This is a genomic window from Roseibium aggregatum (assembly GCF_017309185.1).
Taxonomy (GTDB): Bacteria; Pseudomonadota; Alphaproteobacteria; order Rhizobiales; family Stappiaceae; genus Roseibium; species Roseibium aggregatum_B.
In genome coordinates this window covers 73,947-98,915 of sequence record NZ_JAEKJZ010000005.1, presented here as the reverse complement: position 1 = coordinate 98,915, position 24,969 = coordinate 73,947, and the positions used below count along the sequence as shown (strand labels likewise).

At 60.7% G+C, this 24,969-nt stretch carries 26 protein-coding genes; 8 read left to right on the top strand and 18 right to left on the bottom strand.

Features of this window, described 5'->3' with window-relative positions; genetic code table 11:
* Window positions 1-51: 51 nt before the first annotated feature.
* From JF539_RS20290 to JF539_RS20240, 11 genes are all read right to left on the bottom strand, one after another.
* Window positions 52-303, bottom strand: coding sequence for a hypothetical protein (locus JF539_RS20290; protein WP_207142566.1), 252 nt, complete (start codon window positions 301-303; stop codon window positions 52-54).
* Window positions 300-1,046 (bottom strand): CbiX/SirB N-terminal domain-containing protein, encoded by a 747-nt coding sequence (locus tag JF539_RS20285; protein WP_207142565.1) that lies wholly within the window; start codon window positions 1,044-1,046, stop codon window positions 300-302. The genes JF539_RS20290 and JF539_RS20285 overlap by 4 nt, the downstream gene beginning before the upstream one ends.
* Entirely contained in the window at window positions 1,003-2,550 is a 1,548-nt protein-coding gene (locus tag JF539_RS20280; RefSeq protein ID WP_207142564.1) for a nitrite reductase, read from the bottom strand. Before JF539_RS20280 ends, JF539_RS20285 begins: the two co-directional genes overlap by 44 nt.
* Entirely contained in the window at window positions 2,525-3,745 is a 1,221-nt protein-coding gene (gene nirJ, locus JF539_RS20275) for a heme d1 biosynthesis radical SAM protein NirJ (protein ID WP_207142563.1), read from the bottom strand. Before nirJ ends, JF539_RS20280 begins: the two co-directional genes overlap by 26 nt.
* Window positions 3,746-3,748: 3 nt before the next feature.
* Entirely contained in the window at window positions 3,749-4,237 is a 489-nt protein-coding gene (locus tag JF539_RS20270; RefSeq protein WP_207142562.1) for an Lrp/AsnC family transcriptional regulator, read from the bottom strand.
* Window positions 4,234-4,689 carry an Lrp/AsnC family transcriptional regulator gene (locus JF539_RS20265; protein WP_207142561.1) on the bottom strand — a complete coding sequence of 152 codons (456 nt, stop codon included), beginning with the start codon at window positions 4,687-4,689 and terminating at the stop codon, window positions 4,234-4,236. Before JF539_RS20265 ends, JF539_RS20270 begins: the two co-directional genes overlap by 4 nt.
* Window positions 4,686-5,675 (bottom strand): Lrp/AsnC family transcriptional regulator, encoded by a 990-nt coding sequence (locus JF539_RS20260; protein WP_207142560.1) that lies wholly within the window; start codon window positions 5,673-5,675, stop codon window positions 4,686-4,688. Before JF539_RS20260 ends, JF539_RS20265 begins: the two co-directional genes overlap by 4 nt.
* 3 nt (window positions 5,676-5,678) lie before the next feature.
* Entirely contained in the window at window positions 5,679-6,827 is a 1,149-nt protein-coding gene (locus JF539_RS20255; RefSeq protein WP_207142559.1) for a cytochrome D1 domain-containing protein, read from the bottom strand.
* Window positions 6,824-7,141, bottom strand: a complete 318-nt coding sequence (locus tag JF539_RS20250) for a c-type cytochrome (RefSeq protein WP_207142558.1) — start codon at window positions 7,139-7,141, stop codon at window positions 6,824-6,826. Before JF539_RS20250 ends, JF539_RS20255 begins: the two co-directional genes overlap by 4 nt.
* Window positions 7,134-7,937 (bottom strand): uroporphyrinogen-III C-methyltransferase, encoded by an 804-nt coding sequence (gene cobA, locus JF539_RS20245; RefSeq protein WP_207142557.1) that lies wholly within the window; start codon window positions 7,935-7,937, stop codon window positions 7,134-7,136. Before cobA ends, JF539_RS20250 begins: the two co-directional genes overlap by 8 nt.
* 67 nt (window positions 7,938-8,004) lie before the next feature.
* The gene (locus JF539_RS20240; protein ID WP_328809277.1) at window positions 8,005-9,759 is read right to left on the bottom strand and encodes a cytochrome D1 domain-containing protein; all 1,755 of its coding nucleotides are present in this window, start codon (window positions 9,757-9,759) and stop codon (window positions 8,005-8,007) included.
* Window positions 9,760-10,149: 390 nt separating this feature from the next.
* Between JF539_RS20240 and JF539_RS20235 the strand changes: the two genes are divergently transcribed.
* The 6 genes from JF539_RS20235 to JF539_RS20210 are packed head-to-tail and all read left to right on the top strand — an operon-like array spanning window position 10,150 to window position 15,606.
* On the top strand, window positions 10,150-10,602 hold the full coding sequence (locus tag JF539_RS20235; RefSeq protein ID WP_207142556.1) for a c-type cytochrome: 453 nt from the start codon (window positions 10,150-10,152) through the stop codon (window positions 10,600-10,602).
* Between the two features lie 23 nt (window positions 10,603-10,625).
* Window positions 10,626-11,996, top strand: a complete 1,371-nt coding sequence (locus JF539_RS20230; RefSeq protein WP_207142555.1) for a cbb3-type cytochrome c oxidase subunit I — start codon at window positions 10,626-10,628, stop codon at window positions 11,994-11,996.
* A 5-nt stretch (window positions 11,997-12,001) separates the two neighbouring features.
* The gene (locus tag JF539_RS20225; protein WP_207142554.1) at window positions 12,002-12,811 is read left to right on the top strand and encodes a CbbQ/NirQ/NorQ/GpvN family protein; all 810 of its coding nucleotides are present in this window, start codon (window positions 12,002-12,004) and stop codon (window positions 12,809-12,811) included.
* A 10-nt stretch (window positions 12,812-12,821) separates the two neighbouring features.
* Window positions 12,822-14,759 (top strand): nitric oxide reductase activation protein NorD, encoded by a 1,938-nt coding sequence (locus JF539_RS20220; protein ID WP_207142553.1) that lies wholly within the window; start codon window positions 12,822-12,824, stop codon window positions 14,757-14,759.
* Between the two features lies 1 nt (window position 14,760).
* Complete coding sequence (locus JF539_RS20215; RefSeq protein ID WP_419247694.1) at window positions 14,761-15,327, top strand: cytochrome c oxidase subunit 3; 567 nt, start codon at window positions 14,761-14,763, stop codon at window positions 15,325-15,327.
* Window positions 15,328-15,333: 6 nt separating this feature from the next.
* Window positions 15,334-15,606, top strand: coding sequence for a cytochrome C oxidase subunit IV family protein (locus tag JF539_RS20210; RefSeq protein WP_207142552.1), 273 nt, complete (start codon window positions 15,334-15,336; stop codon window positions 15,604-15,606).
* Here the strand turns inward: JF539_RS20210 and JF539_RS20205 are convergent.
* Together JF539_RS20205 and JF539_RS20200 are read right to left on the bottom strand one after the other, a co-directional pair.
* Window positions 15,596-16,162, bottom strand: coding sequence for a DUF4202 domain-containing protein (locus JF539_RS20205; RefSeq protein WP_207142551.1), 567 nt, complete (start codon window positions 16,160-16,162; stop codon window positions 15,596-15,598). The genes JF539_RS20210 and JF539_RS20205 overlap by 11 nt on opposite strands.
* Window positions 16,159-16,860: a Crp/Fnr family transcriptional regulator gene (locus JF539_RS20200; protein ID WP_207142550.1), complete on the bottom strand. Its 702-nt coding sequence runs from the start codon at window positions 16,858-16,860 to the stop codon at window positions 16,159-16,161. Before JF539_RS20200 ends, JF539_RS20205 begins: the two co-directional genes overlap by 4 nt.
* 620 nt (window positions 16,861-17,480) lie before the next feature.
* On the opposite strand from JF539_RS20200, the gene JF539_RS20195 reads away from it, so the two are divergent.
* Window positions 17,481-17,864: a c-type cytochrome gene (locus tag JF539_RS20195; RefSeq protein ID WP_207142549.1), complete on the top strand. Its 384-nt coding sequence runs from the start codon at window positions 17,481-17,483 to the stop codon at window positions 17,862-17,864.
* A 104-nt stretch (window positions 17,865-17,968) separates the two neighbouring features.
* Here the strand turns inward: JF539_RS20195 and JF539_RS28050 are convergent, their stop codons facing one another.
* From JF539_RS28050 to JF539_RS20170, 5 genes are all read right to left on the bottom strand, one after another.
* Complete coding sequence (locus tag JF539_RS28050) at window positions 17,969-18,844, bottom strand: AraC family transcriptional regulator (protein WP_207142548.1); 876 nt, start codon at window positions 18,842-18,844, stop codon at window positions 17,969-17,971.
* A gap of 138 nt (window positions 18,845-18,982) precedes the next feature.
* Entirely contained in the window at window positions 18,983-19,306 is a 324-nt protein-coding gene (locus JF539_RS20185) for a DUF1971 domain-containing protein (protein WP_207142547.1), read from the bottom strand.
* A 27-nt stretch (window positions 19,307-19,333) separates the two neighbouring features.
* Window positions 19,334-20,185 (bottom strand): class I SAM-dependent methyltransferase, encoded by an 852-nt coding sequence (locus JF539_RS20180; protein ID WP_207142546.1) that lies wholly within the window; start codon window positions 20,183-20,185, stop codon window positions 19,334-19,336.
* Window positions 20,186-20,196: 11 nt separating this feature from the next.
* A complete protein-coding gene (locus tag JF539_RS20175) occupies window positions 20,197-22,404 on the bottom strand; it encodes a TonB-dependent receptor family protein (protein WP_207142545.1) in 2,208 nt (735 codons plus the stop codon).
* Between the two features lie 626 nt (window positions 22,405-23,030).
* The gene (locus JF539_RS20170; protein WP_207142544.1) at window positions 23,031-23,624 is read right to left on the bottom strand and encodes a VPLPA-CTERM sorting domain-containing protein; all 594 of its coding nucleotides are present in this window, start codon (window positions 23,622-23,624) and stop codon (window positions 23,031-23,033) included.
* Window positions 23,625-24,183: 559 nt separating this feature from the next.
* Between JF539_RS20170 and JF539_RS20165 the strand changes: the two genes are divergently transcribed.
* Window positions 24,184-24,897, top strand: coding sequence for a hypothetical protein (locus tag JF539_RS20165; RefSeq protein ID WP_207142543.1), 714 nt, complete (start codon window positions 24,184-24,186; stop codon window positions 24,895-24,897).
* Window positions 24,898-24,969: the final 72 nt, after the last annotated feature.

The window sequence follows — 24,969 nt, the reverse complement described above, 5'->3', positions numbered from 1 at the left end:
TCCGGCATCCGATAGATCTTCCCGATGTCGGCGCCCGGATCGAGGGTTTGCTCAGGAGACCGGAGGATCATCTCCATCGGCTTCGTCCATCAACCGGCGAACCCATTTCGCCGCGAACCATGTTGCCGGCACGCCGAGAGGAATGCTGATCCAGATCGTCGTGATGGGAGCGAGTGCAGGCAGGCCGATGGCCTGGCCCATCAGGCTCAGCATGAAAAGATTGATCGCCACGGCCGCCGCGGTGAAGGGATAGAGCACCAGACACAGGGTGCGCACCGGCCAGCCGTTTTCAGTCCGTGTCATGCCGCCAGGTTCCCGATTTGAGCGGCACATTTGAGCGCATGGGCAATCAGATCAGGAATGAAGTAGGCTTCGCCAAGCGGTTTCAGCCGAAGTCCCTGGAAACCGGCACGGTCGAGCGCTTCGGGAACGTCTCGTGTGGGATGACCTCCGGCTCCGGCAAACAGCGGCAGAGCGAGGGTTCGCAGGCCACAATGCGAAGCGGCCTCCGCAAGCCGCGGCTCCTGTTCCAGGAAACCGACCCGGATCTGTGTCTCCGACAGGCGGCAAGACAGCTGGTCGGCGAAGCGCATCGTGCAGGCCGCGGCGGCCGATCCCGTTGCCGATCCATGGGCGGCGAGGAGAACCTCGAAGCCGCGATGAGCCCAGCCCGCCCGTTCGGCCGCCCTGCGCAACAGGCGCGCCGCGAGCCTCGGCAATTCCGGGTGCGTTCCTAGCGCGGAGAGCTGTCGTGCGCTCGTGCCCCGCAGACGGCCGGCCAGGGCTTTTTGCGTAAACCAGCCATCCGCCATGAAAACCGGGAAAACCAGCGGCTTGGGACCGCAATTCTCAAGAGCGCGTTCCAACGCGCCGGGAAGAGCAAGTGTCGCCGAGCGGACGGTCCAGTCCGGAAGGGACACCCGGACCTTTTGTGCAAGTGCGCGCAGATGTTCCTCACCTGCTTCCGGCTCCGACGGCTGTCCATGAGCAACGATGAAGGCTTCAATGGCTCGTTCCTTCCGAGAAGGTGATCTTGTTCCAGACATTGTATTTCCCCGAAGGTTTGCGCATCGGCAGTCGTTTGACCTCTTCCAGCGTGGCGGCGTCGTAGACGATCACCATCCCGTCGTCCTCCCAGACGGAAACGAGGGCATGGCGTCCGTCGCGGGTGAATTCGACATGGGCAACGGTTGCGCCTTCGACCGGCCGGAGCGTCTTGACGATCTCAAGGCTCTCCTTGTCGATCACATGCATCACATCCTTGTTCGGACCGAAGAAAACGTCGGCCCAGAAGTAGGGTGTGTTTTCATGGCTTCTGAGAAAAAAACCCGGCCCGTCGGTCCTGATCGTCGCGATCCGTTCCCAGGTTTCCGTGTCGACGACCGACAGCTTGCCGTCCTTCAGGTGCGGGGTCGCCATGACCCTGTGGCCGTCGCGCCGCCAACTGATGCCGGACCCGAGATGCGGCATCCCTTCCAGCGGCAGTTCGGCGATTTCACGGCCGACATTTAGATTGACGACAACGCCTCGCGCACCGTCGCGCGACGCGCCGATCAGATGCCGGTAATCGTCGTCAAAGAAAAAGTCGTCCAACGGTTCGGCGATCTTGATACGCCGGCGCGCGAACAGGCCTTGCGACGACGGCAGGGCCTCGACCATGCCTTTCTCGCGGCTGTGGACGAAGCCTTCATAGACTGGTTCCGCGTTCGGGTCTGTGGCCACTTCCCAGATTTCCGCCGCATCCTTGAGGGCGAGGATGAAGCTCTTGCGGTTGGGCGCCTGGTAGACCGCCGAAACGCGGCTCGCCTTGCCGTCCTTTCCGGCCACATTCATGACCCTTGCCACCGACAGGTCTTCCGTGGACAGAAGTGTCATGGTCATCGGCAGGTAATTGGCAACCGCCAGCCACTTGCCGTCGTGGCTTATGGCGATGTTGCGGCTGTTCAGACCGGCTCGGATCCGGCCTACTTCCTGAAGGGCGTAAAGGTCGTATTTCTGAACCCAGCCGTCTCGCGACATGATGAAGACATACCGGCCTTCCGGTGTGAACTTCGGCCCGCCATGAACGGCAAACGGCGTCTCGAACCGGTCCAGCGTTTCAAAAGTGTCGCCGTCGAGCACGCTGACATGATGATCGCCCGTTTCGACGACCAGCGTGATGTTCATCGGGTCGGAAGACCAGCGCGGTTCGACCGGAGGAGCGTAGTCTTCGTTGAGGACAAGACTTGCCTCAATATCCGCAGGCTCCCAGTCCGGCACCTCCGCCAGAGGCTCCTTGAGGAAGGCGGCAAGATCCTCAACCTGCTCTCCGGACAGCAGGTCGCCAAAAGCAGGCATCTGTGTTGCCTTGCGGCCGTCGCGGATGACGGACACGAGGTTGGGGCCGCGCATGCGGCCGAGGGTCTGGGGGATCAGGGCGGGGCCGATGCCTCCGAGGCGGGCTGCGCCGTGGCATTCCGCACAATTGTCCGCATAGTCTTCAGCCGGGTCGGCAAGCAGCGCCCCGGACAGCAGCAGGAGGACGCTAAGCGAAGCGATGAGCCGGATCATGGCGCTTTCCTCTGAATGGGGTCACGGTCAGACGTTCAACGGCGGCACCGTCAAGGCCGATCTCCGCGTCGCTCAGGTAGCAGGCGGGATCTTCGGCCCAGGGGTCACCGGTCAACTGCAGAGCGCGGATGCGGGTGTTGCCGCCGCACACACTCTGAAACGCGCAGGACCCGCAACGGCCCTTGAGCGGTCTCGGCCGCGTTCTGAGCCGGGCGAGCATCGCGTCGCTCCCTGTCCAGAGCTCTGAAAAGGGCGTGCTCTTGACGCTGCCGATTGTATAGGCTGACCAGTAGGTGTCCGGGTGGACATTGCCCAGCGTATCGATGTTGGCGACGCCGAGGCCCGAGGAGTTGCCGCCCCAGGCGACCAGGTGCTCCCGGATACGCGCGGCCGTCGTCCCGCCGAAGGTCTCGCCGACCCAGTTCAGGAAATAGACCGCGTCGGCGTCGTTGTTGCCGGTCACGATGTCGAGTTTCCGACCGCCGCTGGCGCCCTGCCAGGCACGGTCGAGCAGAAGGTCCATCGCCCAGCGCGACCGCTTGTGCTCGGCATCCTCGCCGCGGTGCTTGTCGCCGCGCCCGGCATAGACGAGATGGGAAAGATAGAACTTGTCGACGCCCTCGTCGTCGCAAAGTCGCAAGAGATCCGGGAGGCTTTCGTGATTGCCTTCCGTCAGTGTGAAGCGCAGCCCGACCTTGATCCCGCGCGCCTTGCATTCGCGCACGCCGCGCAGGGCCGACCGGTAGGCGCCCTCGACACCGCGGAACCAGTCGTTGGTCTTGCCGATACCGTCAATGGATATGCCGACATAGTCGAAGCCTATCTCGGCGACACGGTCGGCGGCCTCTCCATGCAATTTCGTGCCATTGGTGGACAACGCGAGCATGCGCACCAGAGGCCGGGCACGCTGCGCGATCTCGAACAGGTCCTTGCGGTCCAGCGGTTCGCCTCCCGAGAGGATCAGCGCGGGGATGCCGAAGCGTCCGAGGTCCTCCAGCGTGTCCATTGCCTGCTCATGGGAGAGTTCGCCGGGAAAATCGACATCTGCGGAGACCGTGTAGCAATGCCGGCATTTCAGGTTGCACCGCCGGGTCAGGTTCCAGATGACCACAGGCTTCACGGGTCCCTTGCGGGTTCGTGTGCGCAGCGGCGCCGGATCGACGATCTGCTGCATGTATTCCGACAGACGAAACATCCTTCAGCCTTTCTTCTTGCGCAGCCGCATGCCTGTTTTCTTGAGGATTCGTGTCGAGAACAGGATGTCGTTCGCGCGGCACGCGTCCGAGAGAAGGTCCTTGATCCTGTCCCGCTTGCTCAGGACCTCGGCGCGGTCGGCGCCATGCACCATGGCGAAGAGGTTGTAGGGCCAGACCGGAAGCGCGCGCGGACGGCGATAACAATGGGTGACGAACGGCAAAGCGCCGATCTGTTCACCCAGAGTATCGACCACGGCGTCGTCGACATCCCAGACCGACATGCCGTTTGCGGTCATGCCCAGGCGATAGTGATTGGGGGCGGCGCCGATCCTGCGGACGATGCCTCTCGCCTTGAGACTGGCAAGCCGCTCCAGCAGTTCTTCCTCCGGCATGCCCAGGCTCTCGGCGACAACCGCGAACGGTTGCGGAACAAGCGGCAAACCGGCCTGCGTGGCTTCGACAATCGCCCTGTCTTTTGGATCCAGTTTCATGCGTTCACCCGGAAACCGACGAAGAACTCGCGTTTCTTGGGAAAAAGGAGAACCTCAAGACCCGTGTCGTGTTCGATGTCCTTTGCTACTCTCATGATGTCCCCGCGATTTTCGGTCGCCAGCACAAACCACATGTTCAGGCTGTGGTCCCTTTGATAGTTATGCGCGACTTCGGCGTGGGCATTGACTTTGGTTAAGACGGCTTCGAAGCGGTCTTCGGGAACCGTCATGGCGCACAGGCAAAAAGCGCCGCCGAGCGCTTCGGCATCGAAAAACGGGCCGAACCTCGTCAGCAGGCCGTCGTCCCGGAGCCGGCGTATCCTGTCGACGACCTCCTGTTCCGAAAGACCCAGACTTTCGCCGAGCGCCGTGAAGGGATGCGAGACGAGCGGCAGGTCATCCTGCAGGCGGTTGATCAATTGCCGGTCGAGGTCGGAGAGCTGTTCGGTCATGCCGCGGCTCCCCGGTGCGCGATCATCGCGCCTGTCTGCTTGAAACAGCGGCTCGAGAACAACACCCGGTGGGGCACGCCTTCAAGCTCGGGCAGGCGCGAGACCCTTGCCAGCGTTTCAAGCGCGTTTTTCCGGCTCTGCGCATGGATCATGCAGTAGAGCCGGAAAGGCCAGACGCCCTGAACCGGGTGGCGCTCGTAACACAGTGTAACGCCGGATTGCGCGGCCAACTGCGGGCCTGCCAGATCGATCCGCTCGGGCTCGATATCCCAGACCACCATCGCATTTGCCCGCCAGCCGAGGGCCCGGTGCCGGACAATCACGCCAAGGCGGGCGATGATACCTGCCTCCTGCAGAATGGAGACCCGTTCCAGGACGTCCTCTTCGCGCCTGTTCAAGGTTTCGGCGATCCGCAAAAACGGCCTTTCGGTCAGGGGCATGCCTGTGGTGAGCAGCTGCAGGAGGTCGTTGTCTCCCTCCCGCAACCGCTCTTTCTGAACCGGCCGGGGCACTGGTGGCCGGCTCATTCCGCCATTCAGGCTGAAGCCGAGATCGACATTGAACGGTCTGACCAATGGCAGGTCGAGAACACGCAAACCGGTTTGCAGCTCGATATCGCGCAGAACCCCGGTCACATGAGACTTGTCGGGTCCGGTGGCGACGAACCAGAGGTTCCACCGATCTTCCCGCTGATAGGAATGGTTGACGCCGGGCTGGCGACCGACGACTTCCGCGACGGCTTCAAGTTTTTCCTCCGGAGCCGCCAGGGCGGCCAGGGTGCTTGCCGATACCGTATTGGGCGCGCAGGTCGCTCCGACGCGTGTGATCTTGCCGGAAGCCATGAGGATATTTAGCCGCCTAACAACCTCCTTTTCACCGCACCCGAGGTCCTGGCCAATGGAGAAAAAGGGACGCGGCACGATCGGCAGGTTGCGCTGCCAATCGTCCAGCAGTCTCAGGTCAATGGGGTCGCCGATCCGTTCCATCGCTCAAAGCCCCGTCCTGTGCGCCCTGGCCGTGAAGAATATCCCGGACGGGTGGTCCGCCTCGATCTCTCCAAGCTTCTCGAAGGTTCTCGTGTCGTAGATCGCAACCTTGCCGGCATCGCGCACCGATACCCAGACCTGGTGACCGCGCGGCGTGAACTCCATGTGCAGAACGGCCGGACCCGGCTTGAATTCATGAACGACCGTCTTGGTCAGCGTATCGATGACCTGGATCGTGTCGTTGAGCGGATGGGCGAAGTTCACCCAGACCTGACGGCCGTCGGGGCGCGCCATGGCGAAGACGGGTTGGCCGTATGTTCCGGTGCGGCCGGTTTCTTCCAGGGTTTTTCCGTCGATCCAGAGAACCTCGTAATGGCCGACGGCAGGCAGCACGAACTCGTTGCCGGCTTTCGCCCAGCCTTCCAGGTGCGGCATCTTGTAGACGGGCATTTCAGCTTCGCCCCGGCCGTATTCCGGCAAAACCCGGATCGGCTTCGGTGTCTCTTCCCAGAGATCGAGCGCTGTCAGGCCGTCCTCGCCGAAGAGGCCCGCGATATACAGCCGGCCATCGCCGGTGATGAGGGCATCGTAGGGATTGCGGCCGATGTCGGCGATCCTGGTGATATTTGGCGCTCCCTCCGAAAGGTCGGCGATCCAGGTCTCTCCCGCATCCCAGAGCGTGAAGACGAAGCGGCGGCCGGGCGCATCGACAAGACCGATGGTCTTGGACCCCGTCGGGATGTCGGCAACCATTTCCAGCGTGCCGGCATCGAATATGCGCACGCCTCCGGGCTCATAGTTGGAGACGGCGACGAGGGTACCGTCGTCGGAGATGGCGCCGCCGATGGCATTGCCCGATTGCACGACGCGGCCGGCAATCCTCTTTTCGACGATGTCAACCTTGGTGAGACCGCCGTCGCGTCCGAACACATAGGCGAAACGCTGATCGGGCGAATAGACGAGACTTGCATGGGAAAGATCGCCCAGACCTTCGATCCGGGCAATCGCGGTGTGCTCGGACTGGTCCACGAGAAGCAGGGAACCGTTCGCCCTTTCGACCACCAGACCGAGGTCACCCGTCGAAACGACAGATTGCGCAGAGACATTGGCCGAAAGGCAGGCCGTCAGGAGAACTGCGAGAACCCATTTCATTTCATATCTCCTCTCAGAAGATACTCGGCAATCCTTTTGGCGTCTGCTTCACTCAGGAGCGGACGCCAGGGCGGCATGGCCGTTTCCGGGATACCGTCCAGAACAACCGTGGAAAGCGTTTCGATGTCGTAGTGAGCCAGCGCACCGGGACGAATATCCGGACCGAGTCCGCCTTTCAGCGTCATGCCGTGGCAGGACCCGCAATCCTGATGAACCAGACTGATCAACGCGTCGGGCGAGCTGTCTTCCGCCGCAAGCGCCAGGCTGGTTATCGCGGAGAGGCAGAACAGCACGATCAGAACCGTCTTAAGCATGGACAAGCCTTCCGGCTGCCTCGCCGCCAGCCTTGGTCAACAATCGGTTCACGGCGTTCGAAGGCCACTCCGCGCTCAGTGTGACCACCTTGCCGATGACGAACAGCACCGGTGACTTCAGCCCCGCGTCCCGAACGTCGAGCACGACACGGCCCAGATTCGACAAGACGCGTTTTTCGCCAGGGGTGGTGGCGTTGGCGATCGCTAGAACAGGGGTGCCGTTGCTTAAGCCTTCGGCGACGAGCCGCATCGCGATCAAGCCGATGCTCGAAACGCCCATGTAGACGACGAGCGTCGTGTCTTCGCAGGCCAGCCCTTTCCAATCGAGATCCAGCGTGCCGTTCGCCTGCCGGTGACCTGTCACGAAGCGAACGCCTGAGGCGAGACCGCGATGTGTCAACGGAACTCCCGTTGCCGAAGCCACACCCTGCGCGGCGGTGATGCCGGCAGCGTATTCGACGGGAATTCCGAAGGAACTCAGGTGGAGGGCTTCTTCCGATCCACGCCCGAAGACAAGCGGATCGCCCCCCTTGAGGCGGGCGACCGTAAGGCCTTCCAACGCCAGATCGCACAATATCTCGTTGATGACCTGTTGAGGTACCGGATGATGGTTCGGCGATTTTCCGACCGGTATCTTCTCCGCACGGGAGGGCGCGAGCGCCAGGACTTCAGGCGATACCAGGCGGTCATAAACAACCGCGTCCGCTTCTTTCAGCATGCGCAGAGCACGCAACGTCAGGAGTTCGGGGTCGCCGGGCCCCGCGCCGATCAGATAGACCTTACCGGGTTGTTTCATCTTGGGTTCCTGCCGGTTGGGTTATGACCTGAGGCCGGGGGGCGGAACCCGCCCCCCGGAGCCGACATCAGTAGATATCGGAGCGAGTGTTGAAGACGTTGAACTTGCCTGTCGGCGTGATCAGGCGCTCGTCCTTGATCACGTGTTTCAGGGCCAGCGTCTTGTCGTCGACAATGACGATGGCGCTTTCCTTGTCCTTGGCGTTCCAGACGGAGAACCAGATCTCCTCACCAGCCTGGTCGAATTCGCCCTGGACAACACGCGGCTGACCGTCGGCGACATCCGCCCATTCGACGATCGGCAGAACCGTGTACTCCGGTTCTTCCTTCGTCAGTTCGTCGACCTTGAAGACCGCGATCGAACCGGAGGTCTCCGCATCCGGATTGAGCGGTGCGTCGACGTAAAGATGGTTCGAGTTGGGATGCGACTTCACGAAGAGGGAGCCGCCGCCGAGGCCATAGAGCTGCTGAACCATCTTCCAGGCATGCTCGGGGTGTCCTTCCGGATCGGTTCCGATCAGCGCGATCGTCTCGTCACCGAGGTGGGACGTTGCCCAGACAGGGCCGAACGTCGGGTGGTTCAGGTTGGCGCCGCGGCCCGGATGCGGTGTCTCTCCTTCGGTTTCCAGGATCGCCGTGAGCGAGCCTTCCTTGGTGTCGATCACCGCCACCTTGCCGCGGGCATTCGCAGCAGTCAGGAAGTACCGTTTGGTGCTGTCGAACCCTCCGTCATGCAGGAAGCGTTCGGCTTCGATCTCGGTCACTCTCAGGTTCTTGATATCCGAGTAGTCGACCAGAAGAATCTTGCCGGTCTCCTTCACATTGACGATGAATTCCGGATTGTAGTGGGACGCCACGATAGCCGCCACGCGAGGTTCCGGGTGGTAGGTCTGATCGTCGTAGACCATGCCGCGGGTGGACTTGATCTTGAGCGGCTCGAGAGTGTCGCCGTCCATGATCACATATTGCGGCGGCCAGTAGGACCCGGCGATCGCATACTTGTCTTCCCAACCCTTCATCTTGGACGTTTCAATGGACCGGGCCTCGGAACCGACCTTGATCTGTGCGACCGTCGCCGGTGTCTCCATCCAGAGATCGATCATGTTCACAAGGGCGTCGCGGCCGATCACGAAGAGATAGCGGCCGGACGCGGAAATCCGCGAAATGTGGACCGCGTATCCGGTGTCGATCACCGCGTGGATCTCGTATGTCTCACCATCTATCAGGGCGATCTGACCGCTGTCACGCAAGGTGACCGAGAACAGATTGTCGATGTCGATGTCGTTCATCTTTTTCGTCGGCCGGTCTTCCGGCTTGACGATAAGCTTCCAGCTTGCGCGCATCTCCGGCATGCCGAATTCCGGCGGGGATGCCGGCTCGAGCAGAATGTAACGGGCCATCATGTCGACCTGTTCTTCGGTCAACTCACCGGAGGTTCCCCAGTTCGGCATGCCTGCCGGAGAGCCGTAGGTGATGAAATCGCGCAGATACTCGAAGCCGTTTTCACGCGTGATGTCGGTGGTCAGAGGCTTGCCGGTCGCGCCCTTGCGAAGCACCCCGTGGCAGCCCGCACAGCGTTCGAAGTAGATCTGGTTGGCTTGTTGATACTCGTCCTGCGTCATCACCGGATCGCCTTCCTTGCGTCCGGGAATTTCAACCTTCAGCTGGCCGAGGGTCGTCATGCTTGGTTCGTAGGCAGCGGTGGGTCCGCTCCCGTGGTCCTCTGGCTTTTCCTGAGCAGAAGCGCCGAATGCTGTTAAGCCGAGCGTGAAAGCCACACTCATCAGCAGTGCCTTTCTGCGAATGGCTCGTGTCGGGATCATGATTTGTCTCCGTTCGACTGGTGAGGCAGCCGGACGGTGCGCCTGGTTCGGACAGCGGTCCTTGACTTTCGTTAACTTGGCAGATTTTGCAGTCGTCTAAGTTGCAGGGATCGGCGCTCACCAGCCGCAGAATCCGCTCCGTTAGCAGCCTGATTTTTCTACCTGATTTCGTTTCCCGGAAAATAATTCTGCACCAAATTGTCGCAGGCTTCGAGTATTTTAAGCCGAAGCACTTTCGGCCCAATCCTTTAGACAAGCATCCAGAGCGTCTCTATCGCGTATCTCTTGCGAATCTACACGCCTTTTTGCCCGCTTGACTTTGGTTAAGGAAATCCGACTTCGCGCTGTCAACCTTCTGCGGAGGATCAACTCGGGGGAAAGGAACCCGCGATGCGCGAAGTCATGACCAAAAGCATGGCCCGGAACATATTTTATGGCGGGTCGCTGTTCTTCATCATCATCTTTGTCGGACTGTCGGTCCACAGCCATCTCTACATCACCAGCACGTCGACGGATGCGTCCACGCTCACGGAAAGCGTGGCTGCCGGAAAGCGGGTCTGGGAAGAAAAGGCCTGTATCAACTGTCACACGATCCTGGGAGAAGGCGCCTACTTCGCGCCGGAAGTCGGAAACGTGATGACCCGCTGGGGGGTTCTGGATGACCCCGACCAGGCTTTCGAGACCCTCAAGGGCTGGATGGAATCCCAGCCGACAGGCATCGAAGGCCGCAGGCAGATGCCGCAATTCCATCTCACGGATGAGGAAATCCGTGACCTCTCCAACTTCCTGATCTGGACCGACAAGATCGATGCCCAGGATTGGCCGCCGAACGACGCCGGCTGATTTGAACGTTGAAGGATACCGCTATGAAATATCAATCGCAGAAGGTCGCCCTGGCGTATTTCGCAGTCGCGCTGGGGCTGTTCGCCGTCCAGGTGCTCGGAGGACTGCTGGCGGGGTGGATCTACGTCTCGCCCAACTTCCTCTCCGAAATCCTGCCGTTCAACATTGTCCGAATGCTCCACACCAACAGCCTGATCGTCTGGCTGCTGCTCGGTTTCATGGGATCGGCCTATTTTCTGATCCCGGAGGAAGCCGAACGGGAAATCCACTCCACGAAACTTGCCTACCTGCAACTCATCATTCTGGTCGTCGGCACGCTTGGCGTGGTCCTGACCTATGTCTTCAACCTGTTCGAAGGCAATTGGCTGCTCGGTCGTGAGGGACGCGAGTTCATCGAACAACCCAAATGGGTCAAGGCCGGTATCGTCGTGGCGGCCCTCATCTTCCTTTACAACGTCACCATGACGGTTCTGAAAGGCAAGAAGACCGCGATCACCAACATTCTGCTGCTGGGATTGTGGGGGCTGGCGCTTCTGTTCCTGTTCAGTTTCTACAATCCCTCGAACCTGGCCCTGGACAAGCAGTATTGGTGGAACATCGTCCACCTGTGGGTCGAGGGTGTCTGGGAACTGATCATGGCGTCCGTTCTGGCGTATCTGATGCTGAAGCTCACGGGGGTGGACCGGGAGGTCGTCGAAAAATGGCTATATGTCATCGTCGCGGCGGCTCTCTTCTCGGGTATCCTCGGCACCGGACACCACTACTACTGGATCGGGACTCCCGGTTACTGGCAGTGGATCGGATCGATCTTCTCCTCGCTGGAAGTCGTACCGTTCTTCGCGATGATGGCCTTTGCCTTCGTCATGGTCTGGAAAGGCCGGCGCAACCATCCGAACAACGCGGCACTGCTGTGGTCGCTCGGCTGCGCGACGCTTGCCTTCTTCGGTGCCGGCGTCTGGGGGTTCCTGCACACCCTGCACGGTGTGAACTATTACACCCACGGCACCCAGATTACCGCGGCCCACGGTCACCTGGCCTTCTTCGGCGCCTATGTGTCGCTGAACCTGGCGATCATCACCTACGCCATGCCGATCCTGCGCGGTCGCGATCCGTACAACCAGGTTCTCAACATGGCCTCCTTCTGGCTGATGTCGGGCGGCATGGCGTTCATGACCTTCGTCCTGACATTCGCCGGAACCGTGCAAACGCACCTGCAGCGGGTCATGGGGGAATACTACATGGACGTTCAGGATCAGCTGCTCGTGTTCTACTGGATGCGCTTCGGCGCGGGCGCGGCCTTCGTGCTTGGAGCTTTCCTGTTCATCTATGCGATCGCGGTGCCCCGGCGTGAAGTCATTCAATCGGGCGATGCCGTCGGAACACCAGCGGAGTGAGCGAAATGGAAGGTAGTGTATCCCTGGCGAGAGGGGCGGCTGACGCCCCTTTCTACCTGAACCAGGGCGATGAGTGCGACGTCTTCGAGGCCGCTCACCGGAACGGCCTGCCGGTCCTGCTCAAGGGACCGACAGGGTGCGGCAAGACCCGCTTCGTCGCCCATATGGCCCAAAGGCTCGGCCGAAAACTTTATACGGTTGCCTGTCATGACGACCTCGCCGCGGCCGACCTGATCGGCCGGTACCTTCTGAAGGGCGGGGAAACAATCTGGGTCGATGGGCCCTTGACGCGGGCGGCGCGGGAAGGCGCGATCTGCTATCTCGACGAAGTCGTCGAGGCGCGCAAGGACGTGACCGTCGTGCTGCACCCATTGACCGACGACCGCAGGACACTGCCGATCGACCGGACCGGCGAGGAACTTGCCGCCGCTCCGGGTTTCATGCTGGTCGCCTCCTATAATCCCGGATACCAGAATATCCTCAAGACACTCAAACCCTCGACCCGCCAGCGGTTCATCTCGCTCGAGTTCGATTTTCCACCGCCTGACCTCGAAACCGAAGTTGTGGCACAGGAAAGCGGTCTCGAGCGCGACCGGGTCAGTTCCCTCGTCCGGCTTGCAGGAAAGCTGCGCGCATTGAAGGGGCAGGACCTCGAGGAGGGTGTTTCCACCCGTCTCGTTGTCTATGCCGCCACATTGATCGCGCAGGGCATGCCGGTTGAAAGGGCGGTTCTGGCCGCGATGATAGAACCGCTGACGGATGACGAGGATGTGAAACGCGGGCTCCTGGATCTTGTCACGGCCGTGTTTGGGTGAGGCCAGACCGATGGGCAGGATCGACTTTGAGCCATGGGAACCCGAGGAAACAGTCGGGAAACTGTGGCACACTTTTGCAAGCCGCCTGGATGCGCCGGAGGTGCATCACGGAGCCGCGGTCGGCCTCGATGAGGTCGGCGGGCGGCTTGCTGTTTTCTTCCGGGGACTGGGAGGGGCTCACAGCGTGGAGCTCCGTCCGGTCTCCATGGAGGTCTCGCATCACCGCCTCGGTTTCCTGAGGCGGCTCGGAACCGAGAACGAGACCGTGGCGCGGGCCAGCTTCGACGGAGAGATCCTTCGCCTGCCCGCCACTCTGGCCGTGTTTTCCACGCGGGAGGCCAATGCGGCGCTCTATATCTGGCTGACGGCCCTCGCCGCCGGCGCCCCACGCCATACACGGGAGGACGACCCGCTTCGTGCCGACCTGGCTGCCCTTTTCCAGATCTCGCGCATGGTCCGGCACACTCTGGAGAATGCGCCCGGCCTGCGCGGCCTTTATGCCGAACTCCGGCAACAGGCGCTCGCGCAAAGACCGCCGGCGACGCTTCCTCCGGTCGAGGGTGCGGTCGAAAAGCTCGTGCGCCACATGCTGGGAGACCCGTCTCCCCTTCCCCGCGATGTCCTGGACATGAATTCACAGGTCGAAACCGGCGATCTGGGGACTATCCGCGCTCCGCGTGGCTACCGCCCCTTCCGACCCGTTCCCCTCTGGCCGGACCTTCGCGAGGTGGTCTTTTCCAGCGCAGACGAAGTCGAGACCCGCGAGACGGCCGGCACGTCGGAAGAAGCCGGCGGCAAGACCGTCCGCGCGCGCCGGCGCAAGGCCGACCAGGCGGAGCGCAAGGACAGCCTGATCCTGCACAAGTTCGAGGCCATTCTCAGTTGGGCGGAATTCCTCAACCTCAATCGCCGGGTCGAGGACGACGACAACGACAATGCCAGGAAGGCGGCCGAGGACCAGGAAGAGATCGGGCTCGGCCAGATCTCGAAGGCCCCCGCGACGCGGCTGAAACTGCATCTGGACCTGTCGCCCGAGGACGTCGACAGGGAGCGGCTTTCGGGCAAGGTGCTTTATCCGGAGTGGGATGTGCGCAGCGGACAGTATCTGCCCGATCACGTCTGTGTCCTGACGAGCGTCGCCGAACCCGACCCGCAAGTGGGAACGAGCGTCCGCGACCGGCAAGCGGCGCGCCGGATCCGCGCCGTGCGCAAGCAGTTCGAGGCGCTCAGGCCCGGCCGGGTAACGACGCGCGGCCACCTGGAGGGAGACCGGCTCGATCTGGAAACGGTCGTCCGCTCCGAGGTGGAACGCATGGCGAGCGGGTCGGGACAGGACAGGATCTGGCTGCAGAGCCGGCCCGAGGCGCGCGATCTGGCGGTATCGATCCTGCTCGACGTCTCGCGTTCGACGGAAAGCGATGTCGGCGGACGCGCGGTGATCGAGATCGAACGTGAAGCGCTGACCGCGCTTGCATGGGGATTGACCGACTGCGGGGACGACTTCGCCATTTCCGCTTTTTCCTCGTTGAAGCGTCAGCGGGTCTATCTGCAAAGCTGCAAGCGGTTCGACGAACCGATGAGCGAGCGGATCGAGCACAGGATCAGCAGTCTGAAACCCGGATTTTACACGCGCCTGGGAGCCGCACTCCGGCATGCCAGCGGTTCGCTCGCCGAACAATCGCGCAAGCGCAAGCTGCTCCTGGTGATCACCGACGGCAAACCGAACGATCTCGACCATTACGAGGGACGTCACGGGATCGAGGATACGCGGATGGCGATCCGGGAAGCGCGGCGCGCGGGCCAGTCGGTCTTTGGCGTGACGATCGACAAACAGGCCAAGTCCTGGTTTCCGCGCCTGTTCGGGCAGGGCGGTTTTGCGGTCATTCCCCATCCCGACCGTCTGACCCAGGCCCTGCCGCAAATCTACCGTCAGCTCGTTGGAGGTTAGGTTGGACGAAAGACCCGCCGTCGAACAGTCCTCCCCCCTGGACAGCTTGCCCGGCGATCTCATGATGTGGGTCCTGATCGTCAGCGAGCTGCTGGTATTCGGCGCAGGGCTCGCCGCTTTCCTTGCGGTCAGGATCACCGACCCGTCAGGGTTCGCTGCCGCACGGGCAAGCCTTTCGCCGGCCTTTGCCGGCATCAACACCTTCATCCTGATCACGAGCGGCTTCCTGGCGGCGCGCGCGCTGAACCTGCGGCTCCGGAGCCGCAGATCCGCCGCGCGCTGGCATCTGGCCGGAGCGGCAGGGCTCGGTGCGGTTTTCATGGCGCTCAAGCTCGTCGAATATGTCGAAAAGGCCGGAGAGGGCATTACCACCGAGACCCACCCCTTCTTCACCTTCTACTACCTTCTGACCGGATTTCACGCCGCCCATGTCATTGCCGGCATGGTCATTCTCGGCCTGGTTGCCTGGAAGGACGATCCGCGCAACATGGAGACGGGAACGGCCTTCTGGCACATGGTCGATCTTGTCTGGCTGCTTCTTTTTCCGGTCATTTACCTGCTGGGGTAAGCTCTGATGATCCACGATGCCACGACACGCGCCTGGGTGGCGCTCTCGATCCTGAGCGCAGCCTCCGTGATGGTGGCCTCCACCACCGGGACAGGCGTCGGCGGTAGCCTTTCCGGTGCTGTCATCCTGCTTTTTGCCTGGGTCAAGGCGCGGATCGTTCTTGCCCGGTATCTAGGCCTTTGGCAGGCTCCCGGCTGGCTGGCCGGGTTCAACTGGGTTCTCGGGTTCTATTGCCTGCTGCTGCTCGGGCTTTTTCTCGTTCCCGAACTCACCCGGTAAAGGCGGCCGCGAGCTCCGGCGGGAGATCGAACTCGCGCAAAACCCGCTGTCGTGCCTCCGGCGACATTTTTCGCGCTGTCTTGGAAACAATGTCGCGCACCTTTTCAGCCGGGTGTTTGACGGCGAAGGGAGCGAAATACCATTTCAGAAAGACAAAGCAGATCACGTCTTCAAGGGCCTGAACGTCCGCGTGACGCTTGATACCCTCCTTGCGCAGCATTCTGGCCGCCGCCTGAACATCTTCCTCGGGATAACCCGCATTCGTCATCAGGGTGCCGACACGCGACGCGTGATGTTGCGCAAGGTCGCGGCGCCAGGAATGGTATCCGGTCTTGCCGGCCGGATAAGATTGCCTCGATCTGGTCCAGCGTTCGATATGCTGGCCTCTGGCCGCAGCCTTGAGGGAATCCGGCGCGTCCGGAAACAAGCGATCGAGCTCGGCGCTCATTCGCTGGCCGTAAAGCAGGGCTGCCGGCTGACCGTCCTCCCGATTGGGATCTGCGGCATTCGCGGCATCGATCGCCGCAAGCACGGTGGCAAGTCTGTCGGTCGTCACTTGTGCCAGGCCTCCACGGGATCTTCCTCCGAATAGGCACGCAGCCGTTCGACATCCTCGATTTCCGCGTGATTGCGGTTGATGCGCACGCCGGCGACCTTGAGCCGCGCGAAGGAGCGCGACAGGCTTTCAGGCTTCATGCCCAAACGACCGGCTATCAGGAACTTGTCGTAAGGCAGTGTCACGACACAGGAACCGGTCTCACGCTCACACAATTCCAGAAGGAATTCCGCAACCCGCTGCGGCCCGGTATGCGCCTTGAGCTGTTCCAGCTGAGAAACGAGCGAATGGAGATGCGCAAATGTGGATGCGATCATGGAAACGGCGATCTCCGGATCCTTGCGCATGGCTTCCAGAAGGGCGCTGCTCGGGATCCGCATGACCTCGCAAGAGGTCACGGCCTCGGCGGAAACCGGATAGGCGAGACTCCGGAACGCGACCGCTTCGCCGAAGCTTTCGCCCTTGGCGAACACGTTCACGATGGCTTCGCCGCCATTCGGAGAAATCCTGTAAAGCTTGACCCAGCCATCCATGACAATGTGAATTGCTTGCGCTGTCTCGCCCTGCAGGAAGAGTGTTTCTCCCCTGTCGTAGTCCCGCCAGCTCGACATGCTGAGCACCATGTCCCGGATCTCTTCCGGAAAGCTCTTCAGCAGCAGCGAGTTCTGGGCAATCTTCTTCTGGCGCTCGTTCGGCATACCCTCTCATCCCCCAGTCCTCTCCCCGGTTCGAGCGAGAGGTGCATTGTCATTTTACACGATAGGCGCGTCCGGTCACCCGTGCAGATTTTCGTGTCGGTCCTAGCTCAATCCGGCGATGGAAGATATTCATTTCGGCACGATGGACCCGCCCCGGCGATCATGGTTCAGTTCGCAGGCGCGAACTGCCGGTCTTCCGCTCGCAACCAAAAGCAACAGGGGTTTCGATTGCTTGACGGATGTCAAGGAGACGGCAGGCAATCACCGGCTTTCTAGGGGTACGGGCCCATAAAACCCAGTTTCAGGTCGATCGACCGGTGGAGAGCCGCGTCAAAGCCCTTGGACCATGCTCGACGCGGTCTCGCGGGCTTTTCCTCGCTCTCCTTTGCCGGATCGGCGCTTGAGCACTGAATTTTTGCCGGGCCGGACCCCAGGCAAGGGGTTTGATCGAATTTTTCGGCCGGGTCTTGAACGAGGCCACGGAAAGCGGCCGAAACCAGCGGACGGGCCAGCAGCGGATGGGCTGGCCCGTCCGGTCCCGATTTCCTCCGGACTCGCGCCGAGGCATGCATTCCGGTCCGAACGCGGGAGTGCGGTAATTCTGGTGAAGAGGAACAGTCATGAAAAAATTACTTGTTTGCCTTTCGGCCGTCATCCCTCTGGCATTGAGCACGCCGGCATTTGCCGACGGCGATGCCGCCGCGGGAGAAAAGGTCTTCAAGAAATGCAAGGCCTGCCATGCGGTGGGCGAGGGTGCGAAGAACAAGGTAGGTCCGTCGCTCAACGGCATCGTCGGCGCACCGGCCGGTCAGATCGAAGGTTTCAAATACTCAAAAAGCATGATCGAGACTGCTGAAGGCGGTCTGGTCTGGGACGAAGAATCGCTGGCAGCCTATCTGACCAAGCCGAAGAGCGTCGTTCCCAAAACAAAAATGTCATTTGCCGGCCTGCGCAAGGACGAAGACGTTGCCAACATCATCGCCTATCTGAAGACATTTCAGTAACCCCGATGCCGGAAGGACAAGGACGGGAAAGGCGCGGTCCGGTGGAGCCGCGCCTTTCCCGTTTCCGGCTGCCAGACCGCGGGTGAGACCTGCACACCATCGCCCTACGCCCGGATGTCGGAGGGATTGCATCCGAACTGCAGGCGAAACGCCCTGGAAAACTGACTGGGGTTGGAGAACCCGACATCGATGGAGATGCTGGCGATCGGCATGGAGCTGTGCCTGAGCAGATCCCGCGCCGCTTCCAGCCGAACGCTCCGAGAATAGCGCGCCGGTGTCGTATCGTAGACGAGCCGGAAACCGCGTTTGAGATCGCTTTCGCTCAATCCGACTTTCCTGCTCAATTCGGTAATCGTTATCGAACGGTCCAGATTGCTCCGCAGCAGTTCCGCCGCCTGGCGGATCTTGATCGTCTTGCGAAGAGGAAGGCCGGTTCTGTTTTCTTTTGTCCCCGGCAACCGGTTTCCTCGGGAGTAGGTCCAGGAGAGCAATTCCAGCACACCCATTTCCAGGTGAAGGATGTCGGCGGCGCTTGTCGAACAGCTCTGCAGGATGCTTTGGCAAATGCAGGCGGCAGACGCATCGAACTCGAGCGATTGATGGCTCGGTTCCTGGCTCGCAACGGGCGCGTCCGGACCGTGCAACAAAAAAAGCCCGATCGGACACGTCGGTCCCTGTGGGCAGGCCTGGCACCAGTCATGGGAAATATGCGCCACGAGACCCAGCACGGATTGTCCGAAGGTCAATGTGCGCCTCCGGTTTTCAGCTTGCCCGCGCAGCAAGTGAACCTGCTTCGCGCTCAGGTGCGTCCCTCGGGCCTCCATTTCCAGGCCAACGTTTCCGGCAAGACTGCAGCAGATGTAAACGCCCGGATCGGCCAGCTCATATCTTTTGACAGGACTTGCCTCGGGATGGATCAGAAGAAGGCGGGCGTTGTCGCGCAACGCGAACAGCCGATGCTCCAGACTACCAGACGTCACTGCAGTGCTCATAGGCCATCTTTTTCGTTTCGGCGCTTATAATATGAGTATCTTCTTCAGGTATATTTGGTATCCAGGTGGAAGCCAATAAAATACTGTTTCCCTGTCAGCCGCCGGCGGTCAGAGAAAAGCATGAGATCACGCGCTCCTTTTCTTGAACTCGACAAAAAACCTGACCTGTCCATCCGGTGAAACGGAATGCGGTGCTTGCGGCAGCACCAGCTTCGGTTGGCCTGGAACGATCACGGTTTCCGCTCCGCTGTCCCAACAGCGATAGATGAGCCTGCCTTCCAGCACATGGATCACCCCCCAAACCCCTGATTTTGTGGAGTGTCTGTTTCGGAAACCTTCCGGAAGAGTGGTCTCGCAGTAAACTTGCGTTTTTCTGTAGGAGACGAGCCCCTGCGGTCCCGTGTCGTCCGATGGAACCGAGTGCCCGGACGCGTCGTTATTTGAAGCCATTCACATCCCCATACGATCGAAGGTCAATCAGCTGGTGAGTTTCGAAGAAACCGGCCCGGACCCGTTTTTTACACCGACGATCGCGCACCCCCGCAGATAGTCCCTGTACTTCGTGAACGTCTTTCTCATCAAAAGAACCCGCCGCCGGGCGTCAGGGTCCCGAAGGACGTTAAAGACAAATCGCATGGCCCGGAACACGCCTTCGTCGGCGACAATCCTTGCGGGCTGAAGCAGGCTCATCGGGGCTTGCCTGACCGAGACAACATCGAAACCCGCCTGCTCCATGCAGGACCGCCACTCAGCCTCTGTCAGGGGGCGGGCGGCGACGTGAATGGCCTCGGACAGCGTTTGTTCTATTTCCTGTTTCACCTCGTCAGGAACGTCGTCCGGAACAATCAGAAGCTCATGGATCGCATAGCGGCCTCCCGTTTCGAGAATCCGGCAAGCCTCCTCCATGATCTTCCGCTTCTGTTGCAGGCTATGCATCGACAGCATGGCCTCACCGAGAACCGCGGTTGCGCTTTCCGCTTTCAGACCGGTCGTATCGGCCGACCCCACGCGGACCGACACATTGGCGCGACTGGGAAGCCGGCGCTTCACCCATTCTGCCGCGTCCCGGTCGCGCTCGACGCCGACATAGGCCAGCGGCGCGCGGTCAAGAATCATCCCGGCGGTCAGTCCGAGGCCCGGCGCCAGTTCAACCACAACATCGTCCGGCCCGACCGAAAGGTCCGTCAGGAGCTGTCTTGTCATCGCGAGACCTCCGGGACGAAGCACGCGTTTGCCAAGCCGCGCCAGCAACCAGTGCCCGGGCATCCTGTCCGTTTTCAGTTTCGCGCCGGGCAAATGACCGGCTGTGGCCGCATCGGCACGTTTCATGTCACGATCCCTCAAAAGCGTGCGGTGAGCGAGAGGCGGAATGCCCGCCCGTCACTCGGCAGGTAGGACGCCTGTCCGGCATTGGCGGTGTCGGTCACGAGAACGGAAGATGCATAGGTCTCGTCGAAGATGTTGGTAATTTCGCCCTGCAGGCTGAAATGTTCGTTGATCCGGTAACCGCCTCTTGCGTCCACGGTTACCCAGGCTCCCGCAAAGGCCGTGTTTGCATTGTCCACGGGTGTCGAACCCGGGAGCCAGTTGACCTCGGTTTCGAGAAACAGACCCGGCATGAATGTGTAACGCAGGGCGGCGTTGAGGATATGATCCGGCGCTCCGGCCAGACGATTGTTTCCGTGAGTCGCGTCATTGTGGAAGCGGAAGTCCTGATAGGTGTAGGACAGCCGGGCGGACAGAGCCTCGGTCAGGTCGGCGGAAAGCCCCATTTCAACGCCGAAATGCCGTGTCTCATCCGCATTCCTGGCCGCCAGCTGGGTTCCGGAGGCGTCTCGCAAGCTGAGCAGTTCGTCGTTGATCCAGGTGTAGTAGACCGTCGCGTCCCATCCCAACCGCTCGAAACGTCCGCGCGTTCCGGCTTCGATAGTCGTGGCGGTCTGCGCTTCGAGATCCGGCGAGGAGAAAGCATATTGTTGAGCCCCGCCGGAAGGCGCGCCGGGACCGTAGAACGGAGTTCCATTGGCCGTCGACAGCAGGTCGTCATGGGTCGGCGGTTCGAAGCTGCGACTGACCGACGCGAAAACAAACTTCTCGCTGCCAAGATCATAGGAGAGCCCGAGAGCGGGACTGATACCCGCATAGTGGCGGGAGTAGCTGGTGTCTTGAGACAAGGCCTGAAAAGACTGCCGCGCGCCGGTCACCGGATTGAACCCTGTGACGGGACGTGTGCCGGATCCGTAGTTGTCGTCGCTCATTCTGTTCGCGTAGGTGAAGGCCACCGAGGGAACCACCTTGAAGCGCTCGGAGAGCTTCAGATTGAACGCACCGTGAAGCGACGTCGTCAGCGAGGTCAGGTCGTTGTCCCCGATAAGCTCGCCCTTTTCACCCTCGACGTTCTGATAGAACTTCCTCTCTGCACCTCCATAGGTCACATAGGCCGTGCTTTCGAACAGCGGCAGGACTTGTGAGGCGTCCGGGGCGTAGGCGTATTTCAATACTCCCGTTATGTCGCCACCTTCGGTCTCCTTCAGGCCGGCGGCGATCGGCGCCATGAAGGCGTCGTCAGTATACGCAAACCCCAGTCCCGCCTCATAAAGATGAGCACCCAGACGGGCGGTGGTCCGGTTGCCAAGCCTGAACTGTTGCGTATCGCGGTAAGGTTTGTCGCGCTGCACGTTCGGTCCGGGATTGCTGACAGTCGGGCCGCCGGGTCCGACCGTCACGGTCGGGCCGCCATAGATCTGGGTTGGATCGCTGTTCAACGCATCCTCGGTCAGCGGCCCCGGGATATCGAAACGAAGATCGGTAAAGCCGGCGAAGAACCGGGTGCTGACGATGTCATTCACCGCATGGCCCGCATTGGCGTTAATGTCCAGGCGTTCGGACTCGTTGTGATCCCTGAAACCGTCCCGCCGATCGTAGCTGAGCTGTCCCTGAAAGTCTGTCCGACCGATCTGTTTGCCGTACCGGAACAATCCGCCCGCTTCGCCGAAGCTGCCGCCGGTAACCGTTGCCTCGGCGCGTTCGTCCTGTCCGGTCGGCGAGACAAAGTTCAAGGCTCCACCGAGAACGCTGGTCCCCAGACGGTTTGCCGTATGGCCCCGATAAACTTCGATATAGTTCGCCTGCGCCGGGTCGATCAATCCGATCACATAGGAGCCGTCGGCGCGATTGAGAGGCAGTCCGTCCTTGAGCACGAGAACGCCTCTTTCGACAGGACTTTGCTGCAGCCCCGAGCCGCGGATCTGCAGGCGGGGCTGATCGTTGCCGCCGAAAAAGTTCTGAACCACGACGCCGGGAACCGCTCCGATCGCGGACTTCAGCGAAACATCCGCTTGCCCTTCGTACCGGCTCCTGTCGACGATGGCGGTGGCCCCGGTCATCTCGTTCAGCCGCTGACGCGCCGTTTCGACATCTTGTCCGGAACTGTCGTCAAGAACCTCGATCGTATCGAGCAGGATCGTTGTCCCGGGAGCGGCCGATTGCGGCAAGGCAGGTGAGGAAAGCAATGTCGCCGACAAGAAAACGGAACACGCGGATATCATTCCAGGTCCGTTGCACCCTCGACCAAGCGAATTCGAACCTGTTTCGGCGCCTCTTTCGAGCACCTGTTTCGCCCCTGCTGTCATCTTACCCATCGCATTTGGAGTATTGCACCCGCACCGGTCCGGCCGTTCAGCTCTTCACGGTGTCTGCAACTCTTCAATTAGACGGCTTTGAGGCAGGGCTCTGCTCCTATCGGGTCAAGTCTCACCTCGAACGGGTATTTTGGAGTTTTTCAGTCATGTTTACGATGCGCCGCAAGCCCACGTTCCGGAATTGACCGGAAGTCAAGCGTCGCCGACGTCTTGCCGATGACCGCAGCAACCGTTTGCTGTTGCGCTGGCTGCCCTGACGGCTTGCGGGATCGGGGCGCAAGAGGTTCTCTTCACACTTTCAAGCACCCGGGCAACAAAACCTCAGTCGTTCGTCCCAGGCCTCCGCTCGCCCCAAGGCTTTCCGGCATTCCCCGCATGAGAGCGGATCAAGGCCTGGCATCCTTACGGACACGCAGCACCGTGGCGATCTCTCGGCTTGGCCGTCTTCCGGCGCAGAATCCGAACCTGAAAGCAAAAAACCCGCCCGCTGATCAAACAGCGGACGGGTCTGAATTCGTTTGTATGTCTGACGATCAGGCTTCTGCGCGCTTGCGACGACCGAAGACGCCAAGCGCGGCGAGGCCACCGCCGAGAAGGACGAGGCCGGCGGGAAGCGGAACCGGCGTAACCGGAGAGACGAGGACCGCGTCGATGTCAAAACCGCCGCCCTGGGTCGACGTGTCGGTCAGCCGGACCGTATCGAAGAGACCCAGCGCCGAGCTCAGAGCGACTGTCCCGCCACCCTGGGCGAACAGGTTGGTGATGCTGCCGATATCCGTGAAGGTGCCTTGGTAACCGACGGACAGAAGGACCGACTCGGCATAGCTGGCGACATTGCCGAAAGTGATCTCGAACACCGTAACGCTTGTGTCGAACAAGGTGCCGAACGTGAGATCGACGGAGCTGTTGCGGCCGATTTCGAAGAAATTGCCGTCGGCGGCCCCAAGAGCATTGTAGGGATTGTCGCGACCGTTCGCGGAGCTGCGGACGATGCCGTCATCGTAGGTGATCGTCGTGGCATAGCCGCCATCGAACGCCGAAGTACCGCTGACCGTAAGCGCATTTGCGCCGAAAGGAACCATCGCCAGCATGGCGGCGACTATCGAAATACGTGCATGTTTCATCATTGCTAAGCTCAATCCAAATTTTTAGGTCGCAACCATTGCGTATCTGAAGCGCACTTATCAGCTATCCAGCAAATGAGTCAATCATGTTAATTTATTGCTAACCAACATCTTACGACACGGCACCTTCCATAAGTGATTGATCTAACCAGCATCTTTTCGATGTTAACTAAATCGTGAGTCAACCGCCCGCGCCCCTGAAACTCGGTCAGCACCCGGTTCGAGAGAGGCCTCGAACGTCATCGTGACTTCCCTTCCGGGGCATTCTTTTCAACGAGATGGCCGTCCGGACGGGCGGAGCTTCGAGCCAAGGCCCTCTCAAGCCGTTGGAGACCACGAAAGCCGTGCCCGGCGGCACCTCGATGGCGTTGAGCTCCGGCGGGTCACGAGGGAGGGAGGACGACTTATATCACAATCACTTAGCGGAATTCAGAGATTGCCAGACCATTAACTTTGTGTTAATTTTCCACCGCTTGAAGTTACAATAAACAAACTCAAGCAATTTTTATGCTTAGACATCTATAAATCAAATTTACAAACAGAAAATACAAGGAATTTTTACATGAAGACTAACCTTCTTGCGGGAATTACATTTGCCGCTACGCTGCTAACCACTATCGCGTCTCATGCAGCAACGGTCTCGCCGGTTTTTACCGATGAGGGAATCGATACAACTGGCACAGCTACTTCGACGCGCATGTATCGCGCCGATCTGACCGGTTTGGGGCTTTCCAAAATCGGTTCCGTGACGCTCAAGGATTCCAACTCCGGTGTCGGTGGTTCAAGCGGTATCTACTCCGGTTTCGATCTTGACGCCGTGTTTCTCGATGTCGATGGATTGCTTTCGACTGACACGGATCGCTACTACGCGAACAGTTTTCTGTTTACCGCGGGGACGACGCGTTCGGGCTCATACGCCGGGCCGTCTCCTTCGGGTGGACCGACCAACGGGTCTTCCGATGCGACAACGGTCGATGAGTCCTGGGCAACGCTGAATGACATCGATGGTCTCTACTTCAGCACAGGAAGTCTGACGTTCGGAGACGGCGGGATCCTGACCGCGATTTTCAGCCCCGAAATTACTGTCGGATCATCGCTCTTCCTGTTTGCGGGCGAAGTAAGCGGCGACCCTGGTGAAACGCTCACCGGACTGGTCGAGATTTCAGACACCACGCCTGTCTCGGCCGTTCCCCTTCCGGCAGCCCTTCCCTTGCTGGCAGGAAGCCTCGGCCTTTTCGGCATGGTGAGCGCACGACGCAAGCGGACCGCCGGTTAATCGGCAGAGACGATTTTGAATGCTCCTCAGCCCGCCTCTCGAGGCGGGCTTTTTTGTCGTTCGAAATGAAGC